Below are 23,362 nucleotides of genomic sequence, written 5' to 3' on the forward strand. Positions count from 1 at the left end.
GATGGCAATTTGATTTATGAGGCGTAACGCCCTGAATATAAATCACAAATGGCGAGACTTGATAGTATGAATAACTTGACCAAGGCCAATCTCCCCGTTCCGGCGCCCCGCAGTTCTCAGCCGGAAATCCTTGCGGAAGAAATCATCGAGCGCTTGACCTATCGCATCGGCAAGGATGCAAAAGTCGCCAAGCCGCACGATTGGCTGACGGCGACGATCCTCGTCATTCGCGACCGCGTCATCGACAAGTGGATGGATTCGACCCGCAAGGTGTATGAGACCGGTGCCAAGCGCGTCTACTATCTATCTCTCGAATTCCTCATCGGCCGCCTGATGCGCGATGCCGTTTCGAACCTCGGCCTGATGGAGGAGATCACCAATGCGCTCTCCTCACTCGGCGTCGACATCCGCGTCATCGCCGGCCTTGAGCCTGACGCAGCGCTCGGCAATGGCGGCCTTGGCCGCCTCGCCGCCTGCTTCATGGAATCCATGGCGACGGTGGATGTGCCGGCCTATGGCTACGGCATTCGTTATGTCCACGGCCTTTTCCGCCAGCAGATGGCCGACGGCTGGCAAGTTGAACTGCCAGAAACCTGGCTTGCCCACGGTAACCCTTGGGAATTCGAGCGTCAGGAAAGCGCCTACGAAATCGGCTTCGGCGGCGCCGTCGAATTCGTCAGCGGCCATGACGACCAGCCGCGCTATGTCTGGAAGCCGGCCGAGCGCGTCATCGCCGCCGCTTTCGATACGCCCGTCGTCGGCTGGCGCGCCAAGCGGGTCAACACGCTGCGCCTTTGGTCGGCACAGCCGATCGACCCGATCCTGCTCGACGCCTTCAACGCCGGCGACCATATCGGCGCACTCCGCGAAAGCAACAAGGCGGAAAGCCTGACCCGCGTTCTTTATCCGGCCGATGCGACGCCCGCCGGCCAGGAACTGCGTCTGCGCCAGGAATTCTTCTTCTCGTCCGCCTCGCTGCAAGACATCCTGCGCCGCCATCTGCAGCAATATGACGATCTGACCAATCTCGCCGACAAGGTCGCAATCCAACTGAACGATACCCATCCGGCCGTCTCCGTCGCCGAAATGATGCGCCTTCTGGTCGATGTTCACGGCCTCGAGTTCGACGCCGCCTGGGATATCACCCGCAACACCTTCGGCTACACCAACCACACGCTTCTCCCCGAAGCGCTGGAAAGCTGGCCGGTGCCGCTGTTCGAACGGCTGCTGCCCCGCCACATGCAGATCGTCTATGCGATCAATGCCAAGATCCTGGTCGAAGCCCGCAAGGCTCGCAATTTCAGCGACGCGGAAATCCGCTCGATCTCGCTGATCGATGAAAACGGCGACCGCCGCCTGCGCATGGGCAATCTCGCCTTCGTCGGCTCGCACTCGATCAACGGCGTCTCGGCGCTCCATACCGATCTGATGAAGGTCACTGTCTTCTCCGACCTTCACAAACTCTATCCTGATCGCATCAACAACAAGACCAACGGCATCACGCCGCGTCGCTGGCTGATGCAATGCAATCCCGGCCTGACCGGTCTCATTCGCGAAACCATCGGCGACGCGTTCCTCGACGATGCGGAGAAGCTGAAGCCGCTCGACCAGTTTGCCCGCGACAGCGCCTTCCAGGAGAAGTTCGCCGCCGTTAAACGCGCCAACAAGGTGCAGCTTTCCAATCTCGTCGCCAGCCGCATGGGCATCAAGCTCGATCCCGATGCAATGTTCGACATCCAGATCAAGCGCATCCACGAATACAAGCGCCAGCTTTTGAATATCATCGAAGCCATCGCGCTCTATGACCAGATTCGCTCGCACCCGGAACTGGACTGGCAGCCGCGCGTAAAGCTCTTCGCCGGGAAGGCGGCGCCGAGCTATCACAACGCCAAGCTGATCATCAAGCTGATCAACGATGTCGCCCGCGTCATCAATCACGACCCTTCGGTGCGCGGCCTGCTGAAGGTCGTCTTCGTGCCGAACTACAACGTTTCGCTTGCCGAGGTCATGGTTCCGGCCGCCGACCTCTCCGAGCAGATTTCGACCGCCGGCATGGAAGCATCCGGCACCGGCAACATGAAGTTCGGCCTCAATGGCGCCCTCACCATCGGCACGCTGGACGGCGCCAACGTCGAAATGCGCGACAATGTCGGCGAAGACAACATTGTCATCTTCGGTCTGAAGGCCGACGAGGTCGCCAATCTGCGCAGCGACGGCCACAATCCCCGCGCCGTCATCGAACGTTCGCGCGAATTGGCGCAGGCGCTTTCGGCCATCGCGTCGGGCGTCTTCTCTCCGGACGATCGCGGCCGTTATGCCGGCCTGATCGACGGCATCTACGCCCATGACTGGTTCATGGTCGCAGCCGATTTCGATGCCTACGCCGCGGCCCAGCGCGAGGTCGATGCCCTCTGGGCCAAGCCCTCCGAGTGGTATGCGAAAACAATCAACAACACCGCTCGGATGGGCTGGTTCTCTTCCGATCGGACGATTCGTCAATACGCCAAGGAAATCTGGAGAGCCGGATGAAAAAGCCGAAAAGACCCGCTGACGGCACCGCCTTGAGGGACATTTCGGCAGACGAGATTGCTGCAATTCTCGCAGGCACACATTCCGATCCATTCGCCGTCCTCGGCGTGCATCGGACGGATGACGGGTTCATCGCCCGTTGCTTCATTCTCGGCGCAGAAGCCGTCACAGCCACCGCGCTGGACGGCTCCGTCATCGGCGAGCTGGATTGTGTCGATCCAGCCGGGTTCTTTTCCGGCAATATCACGGTCACCAAACAACAGCCGGTACGCTATCGCGCCCGGCGCGGCGATGCCGAATGGGCGGTGACTGATCCCTATAGCTTCGGCCCGGTCCTCGGTCCGATGGACGATTACTTCGTCCGCGAGGGCACGCATCTACGCCTGTTCGACAAGTTGGGCGCCCACCCCTTGAAGCACGAGGGCGTGCAGGGCTTTCACTTTGCCGTCTGGGCGCCGAATGCGCAGCGCGTTTCGGTGGTCGGCGACTTCAACGGTTGGGACGGCCGCCGGCATGTCATGCGCTTCCGCTCCGACTCCGGCATCTGGGAAATCTTCGCGCCGGACGTTCCGGCCGGCGTCGCCTACAAGTTCGAAATCCGCGGCCATGACGGCGTGCTCTTGCCACTGAAGGCCGATCCCTTCGCCCGCCGCAGCGAACTCCGGCCGAAGACCGCCTCGGTCACCGCCAACGAAATGACCCAGGTCTGGGAAGACGCGGCACACCACGAACATTGGGCCAGTGTCGACAAGCGCCGCCAGCCGATCTCGATCTACGAGGTGCATGCCGGCTCCTGGCAGCGCCGCGATGATGGCACGATGCTCTCCTGGGACGAGCTTGCCTCGCGCCTCATTCCCTATTGCGTCGACATGGGCTTCACCCATATCGAATTCCTGCCGATCACCGAACACCCCTACGATCCGTCCTGGGGCTATCAGACCACCGGCCTCTACGCGCCGACGGCCCGCTTCGGCGAACCGGAAGGCTTGGCTCGTTTCGTCAACGGCTGTCACAAGGTCGGCATCGGCGTCATCCTCGATTGGGTTCCGGCGCATTTTCCGACCGACGAACACGGCCTGGGCTGGTTCGACGGCACCGCGCTTTACGAGCACGAAGATCCGCGCAAGGGCTTTCATCCAGACTGGAACACGGCGATCTACAATTTCGGCCGCACCGAAGTTCTCGCCTTCCTGCAGAACAACGCGCTCTATTGGGCCGAGAAATTTCATCTCGACGGCGTGCGCGTCGATGCCGTCGCCTCGATGCTCTATCTCGACTATTCCCGCAAGCACGGCGAATGGATTCCGAACGAATATGGCGGCAACGAGAACCTGGAGGCGGTTCGCTTCCTGCAATCGATGAACACCAGGCTCTATGGTTCGCACCCGGGCGTGATGACCATCGCGGAGGAATCGACCTCCTGGCCGAAAGTATCGCAGCCGGTCCACGAAGGCGGCCTCGGCTTCGGCTTCAAGTGGAATATGGGCTTCATGCACGACACGCTGAGCTATCTCGCCCGCGAGCCCGTGCACCGCAGATATCACCATAACGAGCTGACGTTCGGCCTGATCTACGCCTTCTCCGAAAATTTCGTGCTGCCGCTCTCCCATGACGAAGTGGTGCACGGCAAGGGTTCGCTGATCGCCAAGATGGCGGGTGACGACTGGCAGAAATTTGCCAACCTGCGCGCCTACTACGCCTTCATGTGGGGCTATCCCGGCAAGAAGCTGTTGTTCATGGGCCAGGAATTCGCGCAATGGAGCGAGTGGAGCGAAGCCCGTGCACTGGATTGGAATCTCCTGCAATACCGCATGCATGAAGGCATGCGACGCCTCGTGCGTGATCTCAACTTCACCTATCGCAGCAAACCGGCATTGCATGCCCGGGACTGCGAAGGCGAAGGTTTCGAATGGTTGATCGTCGATGACTTCGAGAATTCGGTCTTCGCCTGGCTGCGCAAGGCGCCCGGCGAGAAGCCGGTCGCGGTCATCACCAACTTCACGCCAGTTTATCGTGAGAATTACACCTTGCGCTTGCCAGCAGAGGGGCGGTGGCGCGAGATATTGAATACCGATGCCGACATTTACGGCGGCAGCGGCAAGGGTAATGGCGGGCGTGTACAGGCCGTCAGTGCGGGCGGGGGCATACAAGCGACGATAACGCTACCTCCACTGGCGACGATCATGCTTGAGCCGGAATTCTGAGATCATCACAGACAGGGAGGAATGAAATGGTAGAAAAACGTATCCAGCCATTGGCACGCGACGCCATGGCTTACGTTCTTGCCGGTGGCCGGGGCAGCCGCCTGAAAGAGCTGACCGACCGCCGCGCCAAACCTGCCGTCTATTTCGGTGGCAAGGCTCGTATCATTGATTTCGCGCTGTCCAACGCGCTGAACTCCGGTATCCGCCGCATCGGCGTCGCCACCCAATACAAGGCGCACTCCCTCATTCGCCACCTGCAACGCGGCTGGAACTTCCTGCGCCCGGAGCGTAACGAAAGCTTCGACATTCTGCCGGCCAGCCAGCGCGTTTCCGAAACGCAATGGTACGAAGGCACGGCCGACGCCGTCTATCAGAACATCGACATCATCGAGCCCTACGGTCCGGAATACATGGTCATCCTCGCCGGCGACCATATTTACAAGATGGACTATGAATGGATGCTGCAGCAGCACGTCGATTCCGGCGCGCAGGTCACCATCGGCTGCCTCGAAGTGCCGCGCATGGAGGCTGTCGGCTTCGGCGTCATGCATGTCGACGAAAAGGACCAGATCATCGATTTCGTCGAGAAGCCGGCGGACCCGCCGGGCATTCCCGGCAATCCCGATTTCGCGCTGGCGTCGATGGGCATCTACGTCTTCCACACGAAATTCCTGATCGAGTGCCTGCGCCGCGATGCCGCCGATCCGAATTCCAGTCGCGACTTCGGTAAGGATATCATCCCTTACATCGTCAAGAACGGCAAAGCCGTGGCCCATCGCTTCACGCAATCCTGCGTGCGTTCCGATTTCGAGCGCGAAGCCTACTGGCGCGATGTCGGTACGGTCGACGCCTACTGGCAAGCCAATATCGACCTGACCGCCGTGGTGCCGGAACTCGACATCTACGACAAGTCCTGGCCGATCTGGACCTATGCCGAAATCACGCCGCCAGCCAAATTCGTCCATGACGACGAGGACCGCCGCGGTTCGGCCGTCTCCTCCGTCGTTGCTGGCGACTGCATCATTTCCGGCGCCAGCCTGTCGAACAGCCTGCTGTTTACCGGCGTGCGCGCCAACTCCTATTCCAAGCTGGAAGGGGCCGTGGTGCTGCCGAGCGTCAAGATCGGCCGCCGCGCCCAGCTAAAGAACGTCGTCATCGACCATGGCGTCACCATTCCGGAAGGCCTGGTGGTCGGCGAGGATCCGGAACTGGACGGCAAACGCTTCCGTCGCACGGAAAGCGGTATCTGCCTGATCACCCAGGCGATGATCGACAAGCTGGATATCTGACATATGAAAGTTCTTTCGGTTTCGTCCGAAGTCTTCCCTTTGATCAAGACAGGGGGCTTGGCCGATGTGGCCGGCGCCCTGCCTATCGCACTCAAGCCCTATGGCGTTGAAACGAAGACCCTGATCCCGGGCTATCCCGCGGTCATGAAGGCCATTCGCAATCCGGTGGCCTGCCTCGAATTTTCCGACCTGCTCGGCGAGAAAGCCACGGTCTTCGAAGCCGAGCACGACGGGGTTTCCCTTCTCGTGCTCGACGCCCCGGCCTACTATAATCGCAGCGGCGGCCCCTATGTCGACGCCACCGGCAAGGACTATCCCGACAACTGGCAGCGCTTCGCTGCCTTGTCGCTTGCCGGCGCGGAAATCGCCGCCGGCCTGCTGCCCAATTGGCGGCCGGATCTGGTGCATGTGCATGACTGGCAATCGGCCATGGTGCCGGTCTACATGCGTTACTATCCGACCCCGGAACTGCCGAGCGTACTCACCGTTCACAATATCGCCTTCCAGGGTCAGTTCGGCTCGGATATCTTCCCCGGTCTGCGCCTGCCTCCGCACGCCTTTTCGATGGAAGGTATCGAGTACTATGGCGATGTCGGCTTCCTGAAGGGCGGGCTTCAGACCGCCCATGCGCTCACCACGGTCAGTCCCTCCTATGCGGAGGAAATCCTGACGCCAGAATTCGGCATGGGCCTTGAAGGCGTCATTGCCAGCCGCGCCAACAGCCTGCACGGAATTGTGAACGGCATCGACGACGGTATCTGGAACCCCGAAACCGATCCGATGATTGCGCAGACCTACGGAGCCACGACGCTGAAAGACCGCGCCGCGAACCGCAAGCTCGTGATCGAGCATTTTGGTCTCGACAACGACGACGGACCGATTTTCTGCGTCGTCAGCCGCCTGACCTGGCAGAAGGGCATGGACCTGCTTGCCCGCATTTCCAGCGATATCGTCCGAATGGGCGGCAAGCTCGCAATCCTCGGGGCGGGTGACGCCGCCCTTGAAGGCGCGCTTTTTTCCGCCGCCGGTCGTCATCGCGGCCGCGTCGGTGTTTCCGCCGGCTACAATGAACCGATGTCGCATCTGATGCAGGCTGGCTGCGACGCCATCATCATCCCATCCCGCTTCGAACCCTGTGGCCTCACGCAGCTTTATGGCTTACGTTATGGCTGCCTGCCGATCGTTGCGCGTACGGGTGGCCTCAACGACACCATCATAGATGCCAACCACGCCGCACTGCAGGCAAAAGTCGCGACCGGCATTCAGTTTTCGCCCATCACTGCCGATGGGCTGCTGCAAGCCGTACGCCGCGCCATGCACCTTTTCCAGGATCGAAAGGTCTGGACGCAGATGCAAAAGCAGGGCATGAAATCCGACGTATCCTGGGGCAAGAGCGCAGAACGCTATGCAGCCCTCTACTCCAGCCTTGTCTCGAGAGGCGCTTAATCAAATGATTAAAACCATTCCCACCAAACCCTATGCGGATCAGAAGCCTGGCACATCAGGCCTCCGGAAGAAAGTTCCCGTATTTCAACAGCCGAACTACGCTGAGAACTTCATCCAGTCGATTTTCGATTCGCTTGAAGGCTACCACGGCAAGTGCCTGGTCATCGGCGGCGATGGCCGTTTCTACAATCGCGAAGTCATTCAGAAGGCCATCAAGATGGCCGCCGCCAATGGCTTCGGCAAAGTGATGGTCGGCAAGGGCGGTATTCTTTCCACGCCTGCCGCCTCGAACATCATCCGCAAATACAAGGCATTCGGCGGCATCGTGCTGTCGGCCAGCCACAATCCCGGCGGCCCGACCGAAGATTTCGGCATCAAGTACAATATCGGCAATGGCGGCCCCGCGCCGGAAAAAATCACCGACGCGATCTATGAGCGCACCAAGGTCATCGAAAACTACAAAATCGCCGATTTCGCCGACATCAATCTCGATCGCATCGGCCGCGAAGACGTCGGCGGCATGATCGTTTCGGTCATCGACCCGGTCGAAGACTATGCCGCGCTGATGGAAGAGCTGTTCGATTTCGGCGCCATCCGCAACCTTATCAGCCTCGGCTTCCGCCTCTGCTTCGACGCGATGAGCGCGGTCACCGGCCCCTATGCCAAGGAAATCTTCGAAATCCGTCTCGGCGCGCCGGGCGGTTCGGTCCGCAATTTCCTGCCGCTGCCGGATTTCGGCGGCCATCACCCCGATCCGAATCTCGTCTATTGCAAAGAACTCTATGACGAGATGATGGGCGATGATGCGCCCGATTTCGGCGCTGCATCCGATGGCGACGGCGACCGCAACCTAATTATCGGCAAGGGCATCTACGTCACCCCGTCGGACAGCCTGGCGATCCTGGCCGCCAACGCCAATCTGGCGCCGGGCTATTCGCACGGCATCGCCGGCATCGCCCGCTCCATGCCGACCAGCGGCGCTGCCGACCGAGTCGCGGAAAAGCGCGGCATCGGCATCTACGAGACGCCGACCGGTTGGAAATTCTTCGGCAATCTGCTCGATGCCGGCATGGCAACGATCTGCGGCGAGGAAAGCTCCGGCACGGGTTCCAACCACGTCCGCGAAAAGGACGGTCTCTGGGCCGTGCTGCTCTGGCTCAACATCCTCGCTGTGCGTGGCGAAAGTGTTGTCGATATCGTCACCCAGCATTGGGCGACCTACGGCCGCAACTATTATTCGCGCCATGACTACGAAGGCGTCGATACCGATGCCGCCAACGGCCTGATCGACGCCCTGCGCGAAAAGCTGCCGACCCTGCCGGGCACGAAGTTCGGCGATCTCACCGTTTCCGCCGCCGACGACTTTGCCTATCACGATCCGATCGACAAATCGGTCAGCCAGCATCAGGGCATCCGCATCCTGTTCGAAGGCGGCTCCCGCGTCGTCTTCCGCCTGTCCGGCACCGGCACGACGGGCGCCACCCTGCGCGTCTACATCGAGCGCTACGAGCCGGATTCGACCCGCCATAACATCGAGACCCAGGAAGCGCTTGCCGACCTCATCGCCGCCGCCCAGGATATCGCCGATATCAAGGGCCGTACCGGCCGTGATGCACCGACGGTGATTACCTGAGTTTTAGGTTTAAGCCCCTTCGCCCCGCAAATGCGGGGAGAAGGTGGCCAGGAGTTGCCGAACGAAGTGAAGCGGCGACTGGTCGGATGAGGGGCCTTCTCGAAATTCACCGTGAATTTGCCGAACGCACCGCCCCTCACCCGAGCCCTCTCCCCGCCCTTCGATGAACTCAGGAGCGGGGAGAGGGGACGCTAGAGCGGTCAGCGCTCTATCCTATTGTTTCTACGCAATTCCGGACGGAAAACCGCTGCGCACTTTTCCTGGAATTGCTCTAGCTGTCCAGAAAGCCCGCGAGACATGTCCGAGCCGACAACCCGCCGCCTTGGTGCAACTCTCACCGACTGGGGCGTCGAATTTATTGTCGCGTCCAAACATGCCGAGCGCATAGAACTCTGCCTGTTCGACGGCGAGGGCCAAAAGGAAATCGCACGTCTGCCGCTCTCCCGCGACGGCGATACGCATCGTCTATTTGTGAAGGACGCCAAAGAGGGCACACGCTACGGCTTTCGCGCCCACGGTTCATACGATCCGGATCAGGGCCTGTGGTTCGATCCATCGAAGCTGCTTGTCGATCCCTATGCCAAGGAAATCGACCGGCCCTTTCATTACGATCCACGCCTGGGCGCGTTCGGCGAAGACACGCAGGATCTGATGCCGAAGGCGATCGTCTCGCGCGATATAGCGGTGAAGCCCGCCAAGCCATTGTTCAAGCCGGGCGGCCTGATCTACGAGATCGCCGTCAAGCCTTTCACCATGCTGCATCCGGACGTGCCGGCAGAACAGCGCGGCACACTGGCCGCCCTCGCCCATCCTGCCGTCATCGCCCATCTCAAGCGACTGCATGTCGACGCCGTCGAGCTGATGCCGATCACCGCATGGATCGACGAACGGCACCTGCCGCCGCTCGGCCTCACCAATGGCTGGGGCTACAATCCCGTCGCTTTCATGGCGCTCGACCCTCGTTTGGCGCCCGGCGGTGTCAGAGAATTGCGCGAGACGGTGGCAGCGCTGCACGCCGAGGGCATCGCCGTCATCCTCGATCTCGTCTTCAACCACACCGGCGAAAGCGACCGCCAAGGCTCGACGCTGTCATTGCGCGGCCTCGATAATCCGATCTATCTCCGCCATGACCCGAACCAGCCCGGTGTGCTGATCAACGACACCGGCACGGGCAATACGGTGGCTTGCGATCAGCCCGCGGTACGCCAGCTCATCATCGACAGCCTGCGTCATTTCGTGCTCCACGCCGGCATCGACGGCTTCCGTTTCGACCTTGCCACCGTCCTCGGCCGCACCGCCAAGGGTTTCGATCCCGAAAGCCTGACGCTGCGGTCCCTCTTCGCCGATGACGTCCTTCAGGATCGCGTCATGATTGCCGAACCCTGGGATATCGGCCCCGGCGGCTATCAGCTCGGCAATTTTCCAGCTCCCTTTCTCGAATGGAACGATCGCGCCCGTGACGATCTGCGCTGCTTCTGGCGCGGCGATCACAACAAGATCGGCGATATCGCCACCATCCTCGCCGGCTCGTCCTCCCTTTTCGGCCGCAACGGCCGCACCCAGACCCGCAGCGTCAACTTCCTCGCCGCCCATGACGGCTTTACGCTGATGGATATCGTCTCCTACGGACACAAGCACAATGAGGCGAACGGCGAAAACAATCGCGACGGCCACAACGAAAACTTCTCCTGGAACAATGGCGTCGAGGGCAAGACGGACGATCCCACCATCCTCGGCAAACGCCGCACCGACATCGAAGCGCTGCTGTCGACGCTGTTTGCCACACGCGGCACGGTCATGCTGACTGCTGGCGACGAGGGCGGGCGCACCCAGCGCGGCAACAACAATGCCTATTGCCAGGACAACGACATTACCTGGATGGACTGGGCGACACTGGACGAAGAGCTGATTGGCCATACCGCCTGGCTTGCGAGCCTCCGCCGCCGCTTTACCGCCTTCAGCGAGATGGAGTTTTTCAACGGCAAAGGTGATGTCCTCTGGTTTTCCGCGGGAGGCACGGCAATGACGGTGCCCGATTGGGAGACGCCGGATGCCCGCCTGCTCGGAATGGCAATCGGGACGCAAGATCGCGATAGCGGCAAGAAGACCCGTCTCGCCGTGCTGCTGAACCGCGCGAACGAAGAACAACACGTCAAGCTGCCAGCCTCAGGCAAAGCTGGCTGGTCGCTGCTGAACCCGAAGGAAACGGTGACGATCCAAGACGAGATCACCGTGCCGGCGCGTTCGGTCTGCTTCCTCATCGAAAACTGAGCCCGTTGACTTTCCGGTTTTATTCGCCAGAAAGATCGCAAGAAGCAGCAAAGCCCGACGAGGATGGAATGGCCGGCGATATTTCGCTTGTTGAGATCATGAAGCTGGTCGGAACCGAGATCGGCGTTTCCGACTGGCTCACGGTCGACCAGACGATGATCGACACTTTTGCCGACGCAACGCTCGATCATCAGTTCATCCATGTCGATCCCGAGCGCGCCAAGGCCGAAACGCCCTATGGCGGCACCATCGCCCACGGTTTCCTGACGCTCTCACTGCTTTCAGCAATGAACTACAGCGGCTTGCCTAAGATCCGCGAGCAGACCATGGGCATCAATTACGGCTTCGAGCAGATCCGCTTCATGTCGCCGGTCAAATGCGGCGCACGGGTGCGCGGCCGCTTCAAGCTCGCCGAAACGCGGCTGCGTGGTGCGAGCATGCTGATGCTGACCTATGACGTGACCGTGGAAACTGAAAATGAGCGCAAGCCAGCGCTCACAGCGACATGGACGACCATTTCGCAGTTCGATCCGAAGGATCGGCCGGAAGAGGCTTAGGGATTTTTTGAATCGCGAGACATTTTTCTGAAGAACAGAATGACAAACGCGACCACCGCGCATGAAATATAAAATATGTAGAAACCTAAATCCGGATTTATATACAGAAAGCTTAGAGAAAATTCCTCAGATATAATTTGTTGTATTATACGAAAAACTATCTGCCCCAAACTAAACCACAAACCGAGACGACACATATTGTCTATGCCGATGTACTCACTTTGCATCTGAGGTTGTGAGCCTTCCGGCTGCGCCCCTATTCCGGTCCACGACTTGGAATCGACTTCAAGGCTTTCCTTGTCAGAGCCCATGAACATGACCTTTTATCGCGCAGCGCGATATGCTGATTGAAGGCGAGTGTTGCGAACCAGCCAATACAACCAGTATGCGACAAAGATTGATGGCAAACAAGATCGATTGCCACCAACTATCGGCGTCACGCACCGAGCCTATCTTATGTCAGCTTCGCGCGCGAAGTCCTGTCAAACCTAAAGGGCTGCATCCTCAGCCGCCTCGGCCAACAGACCGAAGGCGTAGTCGGAGAAGGAGCGCCAAACTTCGACGCGGAACGTCTCGTCATCGAGGCGCAGCAGCACGACTTCCGCCTTGCCGAACAGCGTGCGCGAGCAGGCTCCGACTGGGAAAGCCTGCAGCGACAAATCCTGCGGGCACCCACCGGCAAGTGTTGCTTCGGCGCCGGGGCCGGAAACGATGACCGCCGTATTGCGATGGGAGACATCTGCCGCCGAATGCAGAACACCGGCGGAAGCGGCAACGCCGACAAGCTCGGTGCCGCTCTCGTCGATGACCAGCCATTCGTCCGGTCCCAGCCACAGAGCATAGCGACCATCGGAGCGGGCCGACGTCTTCGGCCGGCGCGGCAGGCTGAGGCCGAGCGCTGAAGACAGACCATCGAGCGATTCTGCCGGTGCACGCAGCGAAATACGGCTTGCGGGCGCAGCAGGCGTCAACCGAACTGTGGCGGAGCCGCCATGACGGCCGGCGAGCGGCAGTTTACGGGTTGCGATATCAGCCATTGATCCGGCCTCCTTCCTTGTCAAAGAACACCAGATCCGTCACTTCGACGGCAATCGTCTTATCGGGCATCGGCACGTAAAGCGTCTTGCCCATGCGCTCGCGACCACCGGCAACCAATGCGAAGGCGATCGAGCGGCCAAGATTTTCCGACCAATAGGCCGAAGTGACATGACCGAACATAGTCATCGGCTTCGGCTCATTCGGATCGGCGACGATCTGAGCACCCTCCTCCAGCACCACCTTCGGATCACGAGTGACGAGACCGACGAGCTGTTTGCGGCCTTCCTTCATGAGGTCGATCCGCTTCAGGCCGCGAATGCCGACAAAGTCCGCCTTCTTCTTCGAGACGGCCCAGGAAAGGCCGGCGTCATCGGGCGTCACCGTGCCGTCCGTATCCTGGCCGACGATGATGTAGCCCTTTTCGGCGCGCAGTACGTGCATGGTCTCAGTGCCGTAAGCGCATGCGCCCAACGGCTCTGCCCGCGCCCAGATGGCTTCCAGAACCGACTGTCCGTAATCCGCTGGCACGTTGATTTCGTAGCCGACTTCACCGGTGAAGGAGACGCGGAACAGCCGTGCCGGCACGCCGCAGACCTTGCACTCGGCCACGCTCATATGCGGGAAGGCTTCGTTGGAAAGATCCTGACCTTCGACCAGCGGCTCGACGATTTCACGCGCCTTCGGCCCCTGTATGGCAATAACGGCCCATTGCTCTGTCGTGGACGTCAGCCATACCTTCAGATGCGGGAATTCCGTCTGCAGATAGTCTTCCATGTGTTGCAGCACACGCGGCGCACCGCCGGTCGTGGTGGTCACATGGAACCGGTCCTCCGCCAAACGCCCGACGACGCCGTCGTCATAAACAAAACCGTCCTCGCGGGTCATGATGCCGTAGCGGCAGCGACCGGGCTTCAGCGTGTCCCAGGCATTGGTGTAGAGCAGGTTCAGGAACTGAGCCGCATCCGGCCCGACCACTTCGATCTTGCCGAGCGTCGAGGCGTCGAACACGCCGGCCACTTCACGCGCCGTTTTGCATTCGCGATCGACGGCCTGGTGCATCGTTTCACCGGCGCGCGGGTAGAACCAGGCGCGCTTCCAGTTGCCGACATCCTCGAAAATGGCGCCATGTGCCTCTTCCCAGGCATGCATCGGCGTCTTGCGCGCGGGGTCGAACAGCGATCCGCGCGAATGGCTGATCAACGTGCCGTAGGTCACCGGCGTATAGGGCGCGCGGAAGGTGGTGAGACCGACCTGCGGGATATCCTTGCCGAGCATTTCCGCGGCAATCGCCAGGCCATGCATGTTGGAGAGCTTGCCCTGATCGGACGCCATGCCATTGGTGGTGAAGCGCTTGATGTGCTCGATCGAGTGCATGCCCTCGCGCACGGCGAGGCGGATGTCCTTTGCACAGACATCGTGCTGGAAATCGACGAAAGCCTTGGCATTGGTGTCAGGCCCGGCACCTTCTGCCGCGCCGATCATGCCGCCGGTCCATTCGAAAGCCTGTTCGGCGTGCAGCAGGATCTTGTTCCCCTCGCCACCCGCGCCCGCAGCCCGCGCCATCAATTCGCCGGCAGCAAGCGATTCCTCGATCGCCGCCTGCAGTCCGTCCGTGCCATTGCAAGCACCGACGGAAAGACAATCCTGAACATAGGTGCCGGGCAGGAAACGCTGCTTCTCGGCATCGAATTTCAGCTTGCCGCGCGACTGCGAGAACAGATGCACGGAGGGCGTCCAACCGGCAGAAACGAGCAGCGCGTCGATCGCGATCTTGCGCGAACCCCTGCTGCCACTGCGCGCCACCGTCATCGAAGCGACGCGGAGCTTGCCGGAGGTGTCGATAACGGCATAGTCGGTCAGCACCTCGATGCCGAGCTGCTTTGCTTCCGCAAGCACGGCCTCGCCCGGACGCGCACGGCTGTCGACGATCGCAGCGACGGAGACGCCGGCGCGCTTCAGGTCGAAGGCAGCCTCGTAGGCCGAGTCATGCGCCGTGTAGACGCCGATCTTGGCGCCGACGGTAACACCGTAATGATTGAGATAGGTGCGCGCCGCCGATGCCAGCATGATGCCCGGACGGTCATTGTTCGGGAACACCATATGTCGCTCGATCGCACCCGTCGCCATGATGACGCGCTTGGCGCGGACCTGCCACAGACGCTCGCGCGGCAACTTGCGGCCAGGCTTTGCGAGATGATCGGTGACACGCTCGGCAAGACCGATGAAATTGTGGTTGTAATAGCCGAAAGCCGTCGTGCGGGTCAGCACTTCCACATTGTCCATCGACTGGAGCTTGGCGACGACATCCTGGGCCCAGACATAGCCCTCGACACCATCGATCTTGACGCTGGCGTCAAAGCGCAGCGAGCCGCCCGCTTCCGCCTGTTCGTCGCAGAGGATGACCTTGGCGCCTGTCTCTGCTGCCGCAAGTGCTGCCGAAAGACCGGCAATGCCGGCGCCGACCACCAGCACGTCGCAATGGGCATAGCGGCTGGCATAATGATCCGGATCTTCCTCCGTCGGCGCCACGCCGAGACCGGCCGCGCGGCGAATGAAGGGCTCGTAAATATGCTTCCAGGCCGCCTTCGGCCACATGAAGGTCTTGTAGTAGAAGCCCGCGGCGAAGAAGGGCGACATGAGATTGTTGACGCCGCCGATATCGAAGGCGAGAGACGGCCAACGATTCTGCGACTGCACCTTCATGCCGTCGAAGACTTCCTGGACGCTGGCGCGCACGTTGGGCTGGCGGCGGGCCGAATCGCGGGAGATGTCGAGCAACGCGTTGGGCTCTTCCGCGCCGGCCGACAGGATGCCGCGCGGACGGTGATACTTGAACGAGCGGCCAACGAGATGAATGCCGTTGGCAAGCAGCGCCGAGGCGACGGTATCGCCCTCGAGCGCCGTGTAGCTTTTGCCGTCAAAGGTGAAGCGAGCGGTTCTGGCCGGCGTCAGACGGCCCTTGCCCGCAATACGGTTGGCGCCGCTCATTTCGCGAATCCCTCTTCTTGTGGTGTTTGTTCTTGTACATTTTGGTCTTGCGCCACCGGCTCAGGGGCTGCGGGCAGCAGCGTCGAAATATCGGGCTTCGGCTCGCCCGCCTTGTAACTCCGGTAAAAGCGGTCGCTCACCGTGTCGCGCGCAGCGTTGAAGAAGCGGCCGCAGCCATGGATATGCCGCCAGCGCTCGAAGATCAGACCCTTCGGATTGTCGCGCAGGAAGAAATATTCCTCGAACTCCTCATCCGAGATCCCGGCAATATTGGCCGGCCGCACAATATGCGCATCGCCGGCGTTGCGGAATTCGAGTTCCGAACGCTCTTCCTCGCAATAGGGGCAGTAAATCAGCAACATCGTTTTCTACCTGTGTTAAAGCTCGGAGCCCGAAAGGCTTGTGCCGGGAGGCTGTGCGCAGAGCTGCCGTCCCATGGTGACGAAAGGTGTTATGCGCTTCAGCAGCGCGTCCAGCGATCCGTAGGGTTTCAGCACGTTGGTCATTCCCAGATTGACCAGGCTCATGCCCAGCAGATCCGTATCAAGCGCGAAAGCCCGCGTTGCCTCCGGTTTCTGCTCCGGCACGAAATAAACGGCCGGCTTGTTCAGCACCTTGGCACAGGCAAGCACGCCACTTTCAGCCATGAAGGGCCAATCGGCCTCATCCTTCGCCTTGTGGATCACCTGCATACGAAAATCCTTGGCCCCTGGAACGAGATCGTTGACTGCGGTCACAATCGTTCCTGCCGGCAGTGAAAGCCCTGCCGCAAGAAAAATCCCGACCGCCGTCGGCATCAGTGCGCCACGGCGGCGGCTGCCGCCTCGTCGATCAAACGACCGGTGCGGAAGCGTTCCAGATTCAGCCCAGCATTGAACTTGTGCGGCTCATCGCGGGCAATCAGGTGGGCGAAGAGATTGGCAGAGCCCGGCGTCGCCTTGAAGCCACCCGTACCCCAGCCGCAATTGACATAGAGCCCCGGCACCGGCGTCTTCGATTGGATCGCCGAACGGTCCGGCGTGTTGTCGACGATGCCGCCCCAGGAGCGCATCATCTTGACGCGGCGGAACATCGGGAACAGCTCGCAGATCGCATCCAGCGTGTGGGTGATGATCTGCAGGCCGCCGGTCTGGCTATAGGAATTGTACTGGTCCGTGCCCGCGCCGATGACGAGTTCGCCCTTGTCGGACTGCGAAATATAGGCATGCACCGTGTTCGACATGACGACGCAGGGGAAAATCGGTTTCAGCGGTTCGGAGACGAGCGCCTGCAGCGGGCTCGACTGCAGCGGCACGCGTACACCGGCCATCTGCATGACAACCGTGGTGTGGCCAGCCGCCGAAACGCCGATCTTCTTGGCGCCGATGAAGCCGCGCGTCGTGTCGACGCCGGTCACCCGGCCATCTGGCCCGCGCTGGATACCAGTCACTTCGCAATTCTGGATGATGTGCACGCCGCGATCCGAGGCCGCGCGGGCAAATCCCCAGGCAACCGCATCGTGACGGGCCGTACCGCCGCGGCGCTGCAGCGCAGCACCATTGATCGGGTAGCGCGCCGTCTTCGAAATATCGAGCGGCGGACAGTAAGCCTTGGCCTGCTCCGGCGTCAGCCATTCATTGTCGATGCCATAGAGCCGGTTGGCATTGATATGCCGCTTGAAGGACTGCTGGTCGTGGATATTGTGCGACAGCATCATCACGCCGCGCGGCGAATACATGACATTGTAATTGAGATCCTGAGAAAGCCCCTCCCAGAGCTTCATCGAATGCTCGTAAATGTGCATGCTCTCTTCGTAGAGATAGTTCGAGCGGATGATGGTCGTGTTACGACCGGTGTTGCCACCGCCAAGCCAACCCTTTTCAAGAACTGCAATATTGGTGATGCCATGTTCCTTGGCAAGGTAATAGGCCGCGCCCAGGCCATGACCGCCGGCGCCGATGATGATGACGTCATACTCCTTGCGCGGCTCCGGCGAACTCCACTGGGCCTCCCACCCCTTGTGAGCCCGCATTGCTTCCCGTGCCACGGCAAAGACCGAGTATTTACGCATTCGCCCTCAACTCCTTCAGGGATCAAGCCCTTTTAATGGGACATACAAATCGCAAATCAAAAACCGACGCAACGGCTCTTTTGCGACGCAATCAGGACCGCCTTTCGACACGGTTAAAAAGAATAGTGAAACAGGTCGCCGCATTCCATTTGATTCTTGGGTTGGCGCTCAGCCCGCTTGTGGTGCCAGGGAACAAACCACTATGATCCGGACATAAGCATGTCGGAGACGCCGCCGCCGGCTCAATTCACGCTCGACAACGGCTTTTTCCTCCGTAAACTCACGATCCGGCTAGACTTTGACAAACCGATCTGCTATCTCGCCTTACCAATCGCAAGGCTGCGGCCGCGCGAACGTTATTGTTTTGCCTCTTGGCGCTGCAGTTGCCGCTGGCATCAACCAAACCAAAGGAACGTGATTCTCGTGCAGGTACTTGTCCGCGATAACAATGTCGATCAGGCTCTCCGCGCTCTCAAGAAGAAGATGCAGCGCGAAGGTATTTTCCGCGAAATGAAGATGCGCGACTATTACGAAAAGCCGTCGCAGAAGCGTGCTCGCGAGAAGGCAGAAGCTGTTCGCCGTGTTCGCAAGCTGGCGCGCAAGCGTGCACAGCGCGAAGGTCTGGTCGCACGCTAATCGTCGTTTTTTCGACGTTTTCAGATGCATGTCTGGCGGGGGCGAGTCGTTTCGCCGCCGCCTTTTTGATTTATTGTCCGGGCAAACGGAATTAATCAAAACAGCCTGATATAACGCATGGGGAAAGCGAACCCGATAATGGCAATCACGACGTCCAAACAGTTCCGCTCTTCGAAACTGTCTTTTTTTGTTTCGAAGCGCGCCGCTGCTGTGCCCGCTTTGGCTCTTCTCGCTGCAATCGGCCTTTCCGGCTGCCAGACCGCCTCCACCGATACGGTGATCCGCATCGACAAGGCGCAGGGCTCTTCGGAAAACATTGCGTCGCTGACCTCGGTCATCAATGCCAATCCGCAGGATCCGGAAGGCTATAACGTCCGCGGCACGGCCTATGGCCGCGGCGGCGAATTCAGTCGAGCCCTGGCAGACTTCAACCAGGCTATCCAGATCAATCCGAAGTTCTATCAGGCCTATGCCAACCGCGCGCTCATCTATCGCAACATGGGCAAGCTACCGGAAGCAGTCGCTGATTATAATGCCGCGCTGCAGATCAATTCCAATTATGACGTCGCCTATATCGGCCGCGGCAATCTCTATCGTCAGTCCGGCCGCGACAACGACGCGTTCAACGATTACTCCAAGGCGATCAGCCTCGGCACGACGGATGGCCGCGCCTATAACGGCCGCGGCGTGATCTATCAGAAGCGTAATCAGCAGGATAAGGCGATCGACGACTTCTCCAAGGCAATCTCGCTCTCGCCGAATTCGCCCGAGCCCTATAACAGCCGCGGTATCTCCTATCTCGCGCAGAACGACGACGACAACGCCTTCGCCGATTTCAACCACGCGATCGACCTCAACAACAAGGTCGCCGAATCCTGGGCCAACCAGGCCTTCGTTTATGAGCGTCGTGGCGACAAGGCCAAGGCCCGCCGTTCCTATCAGCATGCCGTCAACCTCGATCCGAGCTACCAGCCGGCCAAAGATGGTCTGGCGCGCGTCGGGGCGGGCGCCTAAAATAGTTGCAGGAAAAGCGCATGGCGCTTTTTCTGCCACAACTGCCAGAGAACAACAGTGGGCCGCCGCGCGATCATCCGTCCGGCGGCTTTTCTTTGCGCTGTTGAACGCATAGTCTCCCTCCGACCTTATCGGACGAGAGACGCGCATGCCTCCTCCTCAGAAAATCATCGTCGTCGGCGCCGGCATCATCGGCGCTTCCATCGCCTGGCATTTGGCGCGCAAGGGCGCATCCGTCACGGTGATCGCGGCAAATGCCGGCGGCGAGGCGACGCCGCGTTCTTTCGCCTGGATCAATGCCAGTTGGGGCAATCCCGAATTCTATTTCCATTTCCGTCGCCGCTCGATGGCGGAATGGTCGCGGCTGGCGGCTGACGTTCCCGGCCTGCCGCTTTCCTGGTGCGGCGGGCTCTGCTGGGATCTGCCGGAAGCCGAATTGGAGGCCTATGCCACGCGGCAGGGCGGTTGGGGCTATGGTCTGCGGCGAGTCGATCGCGAAACAAGCGCCGCTCTCGAACCCAATCTCGCCAATCCGCCTGCGTTTGCGCTGCATGTCGCCGAAGAAGGCGCCGTCGAGCCGGTTGCCGCCGCCAATTTGCTGTTGGAGGATGCCGCCCGCCACGGTGCGACGCTGTCCTATGGCGCAGAGGTTAGGCGGCTCTTACGGGAGAACGGCAGGATCATCGGCGTTGAAACGGCCAATGGAGCGCTGCTTGCCGATCATGTCGTTCTTGCTGCCGGCGGCGGCACGGCAGCACTCGCTGCATCCGTCGGCATCGATGTGCCAGTCGAAACGCCGCCGGGCCTGATCGTTCATTCCCGTCCCGTTCCGCGATTGCTGAATGGCCTCGTCCTAGCGTCAGAGTTGCATATGCGCCAGACGATGGAAGGCCGGATCATTGCCGGCAGCGATTTCGGCGGTACCGATCCAGGCGACGAACCGCAAAAGGCCGCCGACGAACTTTTTGCCAAGGTCAAAGCCATGCTGCGCGGCGGCGACAAGCTCGAACTCGATTTTTATACGGTCGGCTATCGGCCGACCCCGAAAGACGGTTTCCCGATCATCGGCGGAGTCGATGCCGCGCCGGGCCTTTATCTCGCCGTCCTGCATTCCGGCGTGACGCTGGCGCCGCTTGTCGGCTCGCTTGCGGCGGCGGAGATTGTCGACGGGAATCTCAACCCTGAGCTTGCGCCATTCCGCCTGTCCCGATTTGCGGCGACAGGCTAATGACTCGTACATCCTAACCTCAAACCGATGCCGCTCACCTCCAAAGTGTCTGGTATCATTTACGATTTAACGACGGTGACTTTTCATATGTTGCAACGCAATTTACCGAGCCCTAACATGGCCCTTTCGAGAGCATGCTGCTCGGGTAAAAGCATGGGGGCGCTCGACATGGTGATCAAGACCAATATTCCCGCGTGGGTGGACGCTTTTTATTCCTATGGTGATCCGATCGGTTGATCGCACTATGAATAAGCCGCGTTTCCCGAAGGCTTCGATTGGGGCTTACCTGATCGCCATAGCACTGGCGATTGCTTTGCCGATTCTGGCTTTCGTGGCATTGCTGCTGGTCCAGCTCGAAAGCAACGAGCGCGATGTGCTGAAGCGCGATACGGTTCAGGACGCCCAGGCACTGGCGCGTACCATCGACCGGCAATTGCAGGACATGGCGACGACCCTGCGACTGCTCTCCTCCTCGCCGGAGCTGGAACGCAACGATATCGCCACCTTCTTCGACCGGACAGAGACGGTGCTGCGCACCGATTCGCTTTTCGTCCTGCTTCTGGACAAGGACGGTCAGATGCGGCTGAACACGCGCTGGCCGCTCAGCAAGCCGCTCGGCAAGACTGGCAATATGGCCGCCTTGCAATCGGCCCTCGATTCAGGCCGCATCGAGGCTTCGGACGTCTTTATCGGATCGGTCATCCATCGCTGGGTCTACAACGTCACCCTGCCGCTCTATCATTCTCCGGCCGGTGCGGCCCTGGCCATGACACAGGATGCCGATGAACTCGCCAAACTCGTGACGACCGATGCCCTCGCGCCGGGCTGGTCGGCTGCGGTCATCGACAGTTCCGGCCATATCGTTGCCGCCAGCGGCCCCGCCAATCATTCCCCTGGCGATCCATTCAACAAGGATATCCTGGCGAAACTAATTGCCTCAAGCGGCGTCTATCAGGATGAGAAAGTCCTGCCGCACTCGCTGCTCGGCTATGCACAAATTCCCGGCTGGTCGTGGAAGGCCGTTGTCTGGGGGCCGATTGCCCCGGCGCAGGCTTCGCTGATGAGCACCTGGCGCTTCCTGATCTATGGTGGCGTCACGCTTCTGTTGATCGCGCTGATTGCGGTCTATGCACTGGCCCGTCAAGTGCGCACCACCATCCAGGATATCGCCGATATGGCAGACCGCATGGGCCGGGGCGAGATCGTTTCGCCGATCGAAACCAGTGTCATCGAGGCCAATCAGATGGCCATCGCGCTTTCCAACGCATCCTTCGATCGCAGCGAAACCGAGGACCGGCTGCATTTCGTCATGCATGAACTTGTTCATCGCACCAAGAACCTGCTGGCACTCGCCCAGGCGATGACCCGTCAGCTCGCCCGGCAAACCGACAGCGTCGACACCTTTCAACGCGCGGTCGCCGACCGGCTGGAAGGGCTGGCGCGCTCGATCGAAGTCCTGACCAGCGAACAATGGTCCGGCGTGTCGCTACGGCGGGTGATCGACATTCATCTGGCCACCTTCCTCCAGGGGCCGCAACAACTCGATATCAAGGGCAGGGATTTCCTGCTCAAGCCGGAAGCCGTGCAGAATCTCGGCCTGATCCTGCACGAGCTGGCGACGAATTCGGTGAAATACGGCGCGCTCTCCGCTCCCGAAGGAAAAATCACCATCGAATGGACGACCGCAGACGGCGAGATCGGACAAATGATCCGGCTCACCTGGACGGAAAGCGGCGGCCCGATCGTCAAGACGCCGTCAATTACGGGCTTCGGCACGACCGTCACCAAGGCGCATGCGGCCGCTGCCTTCAGCGGCAGCGTCGAGATCGACTTCCGTTCGACAGGCCTCATCTGGGTGCTGAACGCACTGCGCAGCACCATGGAGCGCGAACGAGAGCGGGCATAGCCCACAGCCCCTTCCGGAACATTTCAACCACAGGAGCCGTTCCAGTTTCATCATTGGTCAATCCAAAGGAGAACGACCATGCTGAAACACATTATTCTAGCGTCCGCAGCGCTGTCCGCTGCCGTATGGGCTGCGCCTGCGGCCTCCGCAGACTATTCCACTCTCGGCACGCTCACCTGCACGTCGAAGGGATCGACGGGCATGATCATCATGTCCCAGAAAAACCTGATGTGTACGTTTGAACCGAGCGGCGGCGGACCGAATGCGCGTTATGCCGGCATGATCCAGAAATACGGTGTCGATCTCGGCGTTACCGGCCGCAGCGTCATGATATGGGCTGTGCTCGCCAAGACCGGCACACCATTCACCGATATCGCGCTGGCCGGCGAATATTACGGCGTTGGCGCCGATGCCAGCTTTGCCGCCGGTGGCGGCGCCAAGGTTATCGCCGGCGGCACCAACAGAGCCTTCATGCTGCAGCCCCTCAACGTCCAGGCCCAGGAAGGCGTCAACGTCGCCGTTGGCGTTGAGAAGATGACCCTGGCACCTGCGTCGATTTGAGAAGGTAAAGTA

General features: G+C 60.4%; 17 protein-coding genes. 12 read left to right on the forward strand and 5 right to left on the reverse strand.

Annotated elements, in window-relative coordinates; all coding sequences use genetic code 11:
• Nucleotides 1-66 precede the first annotated feature (66 nt).
• The 7 genes from GGD50_RS07850 (at nucleotide 67) to GGD50_RS07880 (ending at nucleotide 11,929) form a co-directional block, all read left to right on the forward strand.
• Nucleotides 67-2,529: a glycogen/starch/alpha-glucan phosphorylase gene (locus tag GGD50_RS07850; protein ID WP_107109215.1), complete on the forward strand. Its 2,463-nt coding sequence runs from the start codon at nucleotides 67-69 to the stop codon at nucleotides 2,527-2,529.
• A complete protein-coding gene (gene glgB, locus GGD50_RS07855; protein ID WP_107109216.1) occupies nucleotides 2,526-4,733 on the forward strand; it encodes a 1,4-alpha-glucan branching protein GlgB in 2,208 nt (735 codons plus the stop codon). The genes GGD50_RS07850 and glgB overlap by 4 nt, the downstream gene beginning before the upstream one ends.
• A gap of 26 nt (nucleotides 4,734-4,759) precedes the next feature.
• Nucleotides 4,760-6,022, forward strand: a complete 1,263-nt coding sequence (gene glgC / locus GGD50_RS07860; protein WP_107109217.1) for a glucose-1-phosphate adenylyltransferase — start codon at nucleotides 4,760-4,762, stop codon at nucleotides 6,020-6,022.
• 3 nt (nucleotides 6,023-6,025) lie between these two features.
• Nucleotides 6,026-7,468, forward strand: coding sequence for a glycogen synthase GlgA (gene glgA, locus GGD50_RS07865; RefSeq protein ID WP_107109218.1), 1,443 nt, complete (start codon nucleotides 6,026-6,028; stop codon nucleotides 7,466-7,468).
• 4 nt (nucleotides 7,469-7,472) lie between these two features.
• Nucleotides 7,473-9,101 carry an alpha-D-glucose phosphate-specific phosphoglucomutase gene (locus GGD50_RS07870; RefSeq protein WP_107109219.1) on the forward strand — a complete coding sequence of 543 codons (1,629 nt, stop codon included), beginning with the start codon at nucleotides 7,473-7,475 and terminating at the stop codon, nucleotides 9,099-9,101.
• A 297-nt stretch (nucleotides 9,102-9,398) separates the two neighbouring features.
• Nucleotides 9,399-11,372, forward strand: coding sequence for a glycogen debranching protein GlgX (glgX, locus tag GGD50_RS07875; protein WP_107109220.1), 1,974 nt, complete (start codon nucleotides 9,399-9,401; stop codon nucleotides 11,370-11,372).
• Between the two features lie 68 nt (nucleotides 11,373-11,440).
• Nucleotides 11,441-11,929, forward strand: a complete 489-nt coding sequence (locus tag GGD50_RS07880; RefSeq protein WP_107109221.1) for a MaoC family dehydratase — start codon at nucleotides 11,441-11,443, stop codon at nucleotides 11,927-11,929.
• A 488-nt stretch (nucleotides 11,930-12,417) separates the two neighbouring features.
• Here the strand turns inward: GGD50_RS07880 and GGD50_RS07885 are convergent, their stop codons facing one another.
• The 5 genes from GGD50_RS07885 to GGD50_RS07905 are packed head-to-tail and all read right to left on the reverse strand — an operon-like array spanning nucleotide 12,418 to nucleotide 18,005.
• The gene (locus GGD50_RS07885) at nucleotides 12,418-12,966 is read right to left on the reverse strand and encodes a sarcosine oxidase subunit gamma (RefSeq protein WP_107109223.1); all 549 of its coding nucleotides are present in this window, start codon (nucleotides 12,964-12,966) and stop codon (nucleotides 12,418-12,420) included.
• On the reverse strand, nucleotides 12,959-15,955 hold the full coding sequence (locus GGD50_RS07890; protein ID WP_107109224.1) for a sarcosine oxidase subunit alpha: 2,997 nt from the start codon (nucleotides 15,953-15,955) through the stop codon (nucleotides 12,959-12,961). Before GGD50_RS07890 ends, GGD50_RS07885 begins: the two co-directional genes overlap by 8 nt.
• Nucleotides 15,952-16,317 (reverse strand): sarcosine oxidase subunit delta, encoded by a 366-nt coding sequence (locus GGD50_RS07895; protein ID WP_107109225.1) that lies wholly within the window; start codon nucleotides 16,315-16,317, stop codon nucleotides 15,952-15,954. Before GGD50_RS07895 ends, GGD50_RS07890 begins: the two co-directional genes overlap by 4 nt.
• A gap of 15 nt (nucleotides 16,318-16,332) precedes the next feature.
• Nucleotides 16,333-16,752 (reverse strand): hypothetical protein, encoded by a 420-nt coding sequence (locus GGD50_RS07900; RefSeq protein ID WP_107109226.1) that lies wholly within the window; start codon nucleotides 16,750-16,752, stop codon nucleotides 16,333-16,335.
• A complete protein-coding gene (locus tag GGD50_RS07905) occupies nucleotides 16,752-18,005 on the reverse strand; it encodes a sarcosine oxidase subunit beta family protein (RefSeq protein WP_107109227.1) in 1,254 nt (417 codons plus the stop codon). The genes GGD50_RS07900 and GGD50_RS07905 overlap by 1 nt, the downstream gene beginning before the upstream one ends.
• 423 nt (nucleotides 18,006-18,428) lie before the next feature.
• Between GGD50_RS07905 and rpsU the strand changes: the two genes are divergently transcribed.
• From rpsU to GGD50_RS07930, 5 genes are all read left to right on the forward strand, one after another.
• Nucleotides 18,429-18,641, forward strand: a complete 213-nt coding sequence (gene rpsU, locus GGD50_RS07910; protein WP_003585885.1) for a 30S ribosomal protein S21 — start codon at nucleotides 18,429-18,431, stop codon at nucleotides 18,639-18,641.
• A gap of 138 nt (nucleotides 18,642-18,779) precedes the next feature.
• The gene (locus GGD50_RS07915) at nucleotides 18,780-19,655 is read left to right on the forward strand and encodes a tetratricopeptide repeat protein (RefSeq protein WP_107109228.1); all 876 of its coding nucleotides are present in this window, start codon (nucleotides 18,780-18,782) and stop codon (nucleotides 19,653-19,655) included.
• Nucleotides 19,656-19,803: 148 nt separating this feature from the next.
• Nucleotides 19,804-20,883 carry an NAD(P)/FAD-dependent oxidoreductase gene (locus GGD50_RS07920; RefSeq protein ID WP_107109229.1) on the forward strand — a complete coding sequence of 360 codons (1,080 nt, stop codon included), beginning with the start codon at nucleotides 19,804-19,806 and terminating at the stop codon, nucleotides 20,881-20,883.
• A gap of 244 nt (nucleotides 20,884-21,127) precedes the next feature.
• The gene (locus tag GGD50_RS07925; protein WP_107109230.1) at nucleotides 21,128-22,789 is read left to right on the forward strand and encodes a sensor histidine kinase; all 1,662 of its coding nucleotides are present in this window, start codon (nucleotides 21,128-21,130) and stop codon (nucleotides 22,787-22,789) included.
• A gap of 78 nt (nucleotides 22,790-22,867) precedes the next feature.
• Nucleotides 22,868-23,350, forward strand: a complete 483-nt coding sequence (locus tag GGD50_RS07930) for a DUF992 domain-containing protein (RefSeq protein ID WP_107109231.1) — start codon at nucleotides 22,868-22,870, stop codon at nucleotides 23,348-23,350.
• Nucleotides 23,351-23,362: the final 12 nt, after the last annotated feature.

This window comes from Martinezella paranaensis, from assembly GCF_014200235.1.
Classification (GTDB): domain Bacteria; phylum Pseudomonadota; class Alphaproteobacteria; order Rhizobiales; family Rhizobiaceae; genus Rhizobium; species Rhizobium paranaense.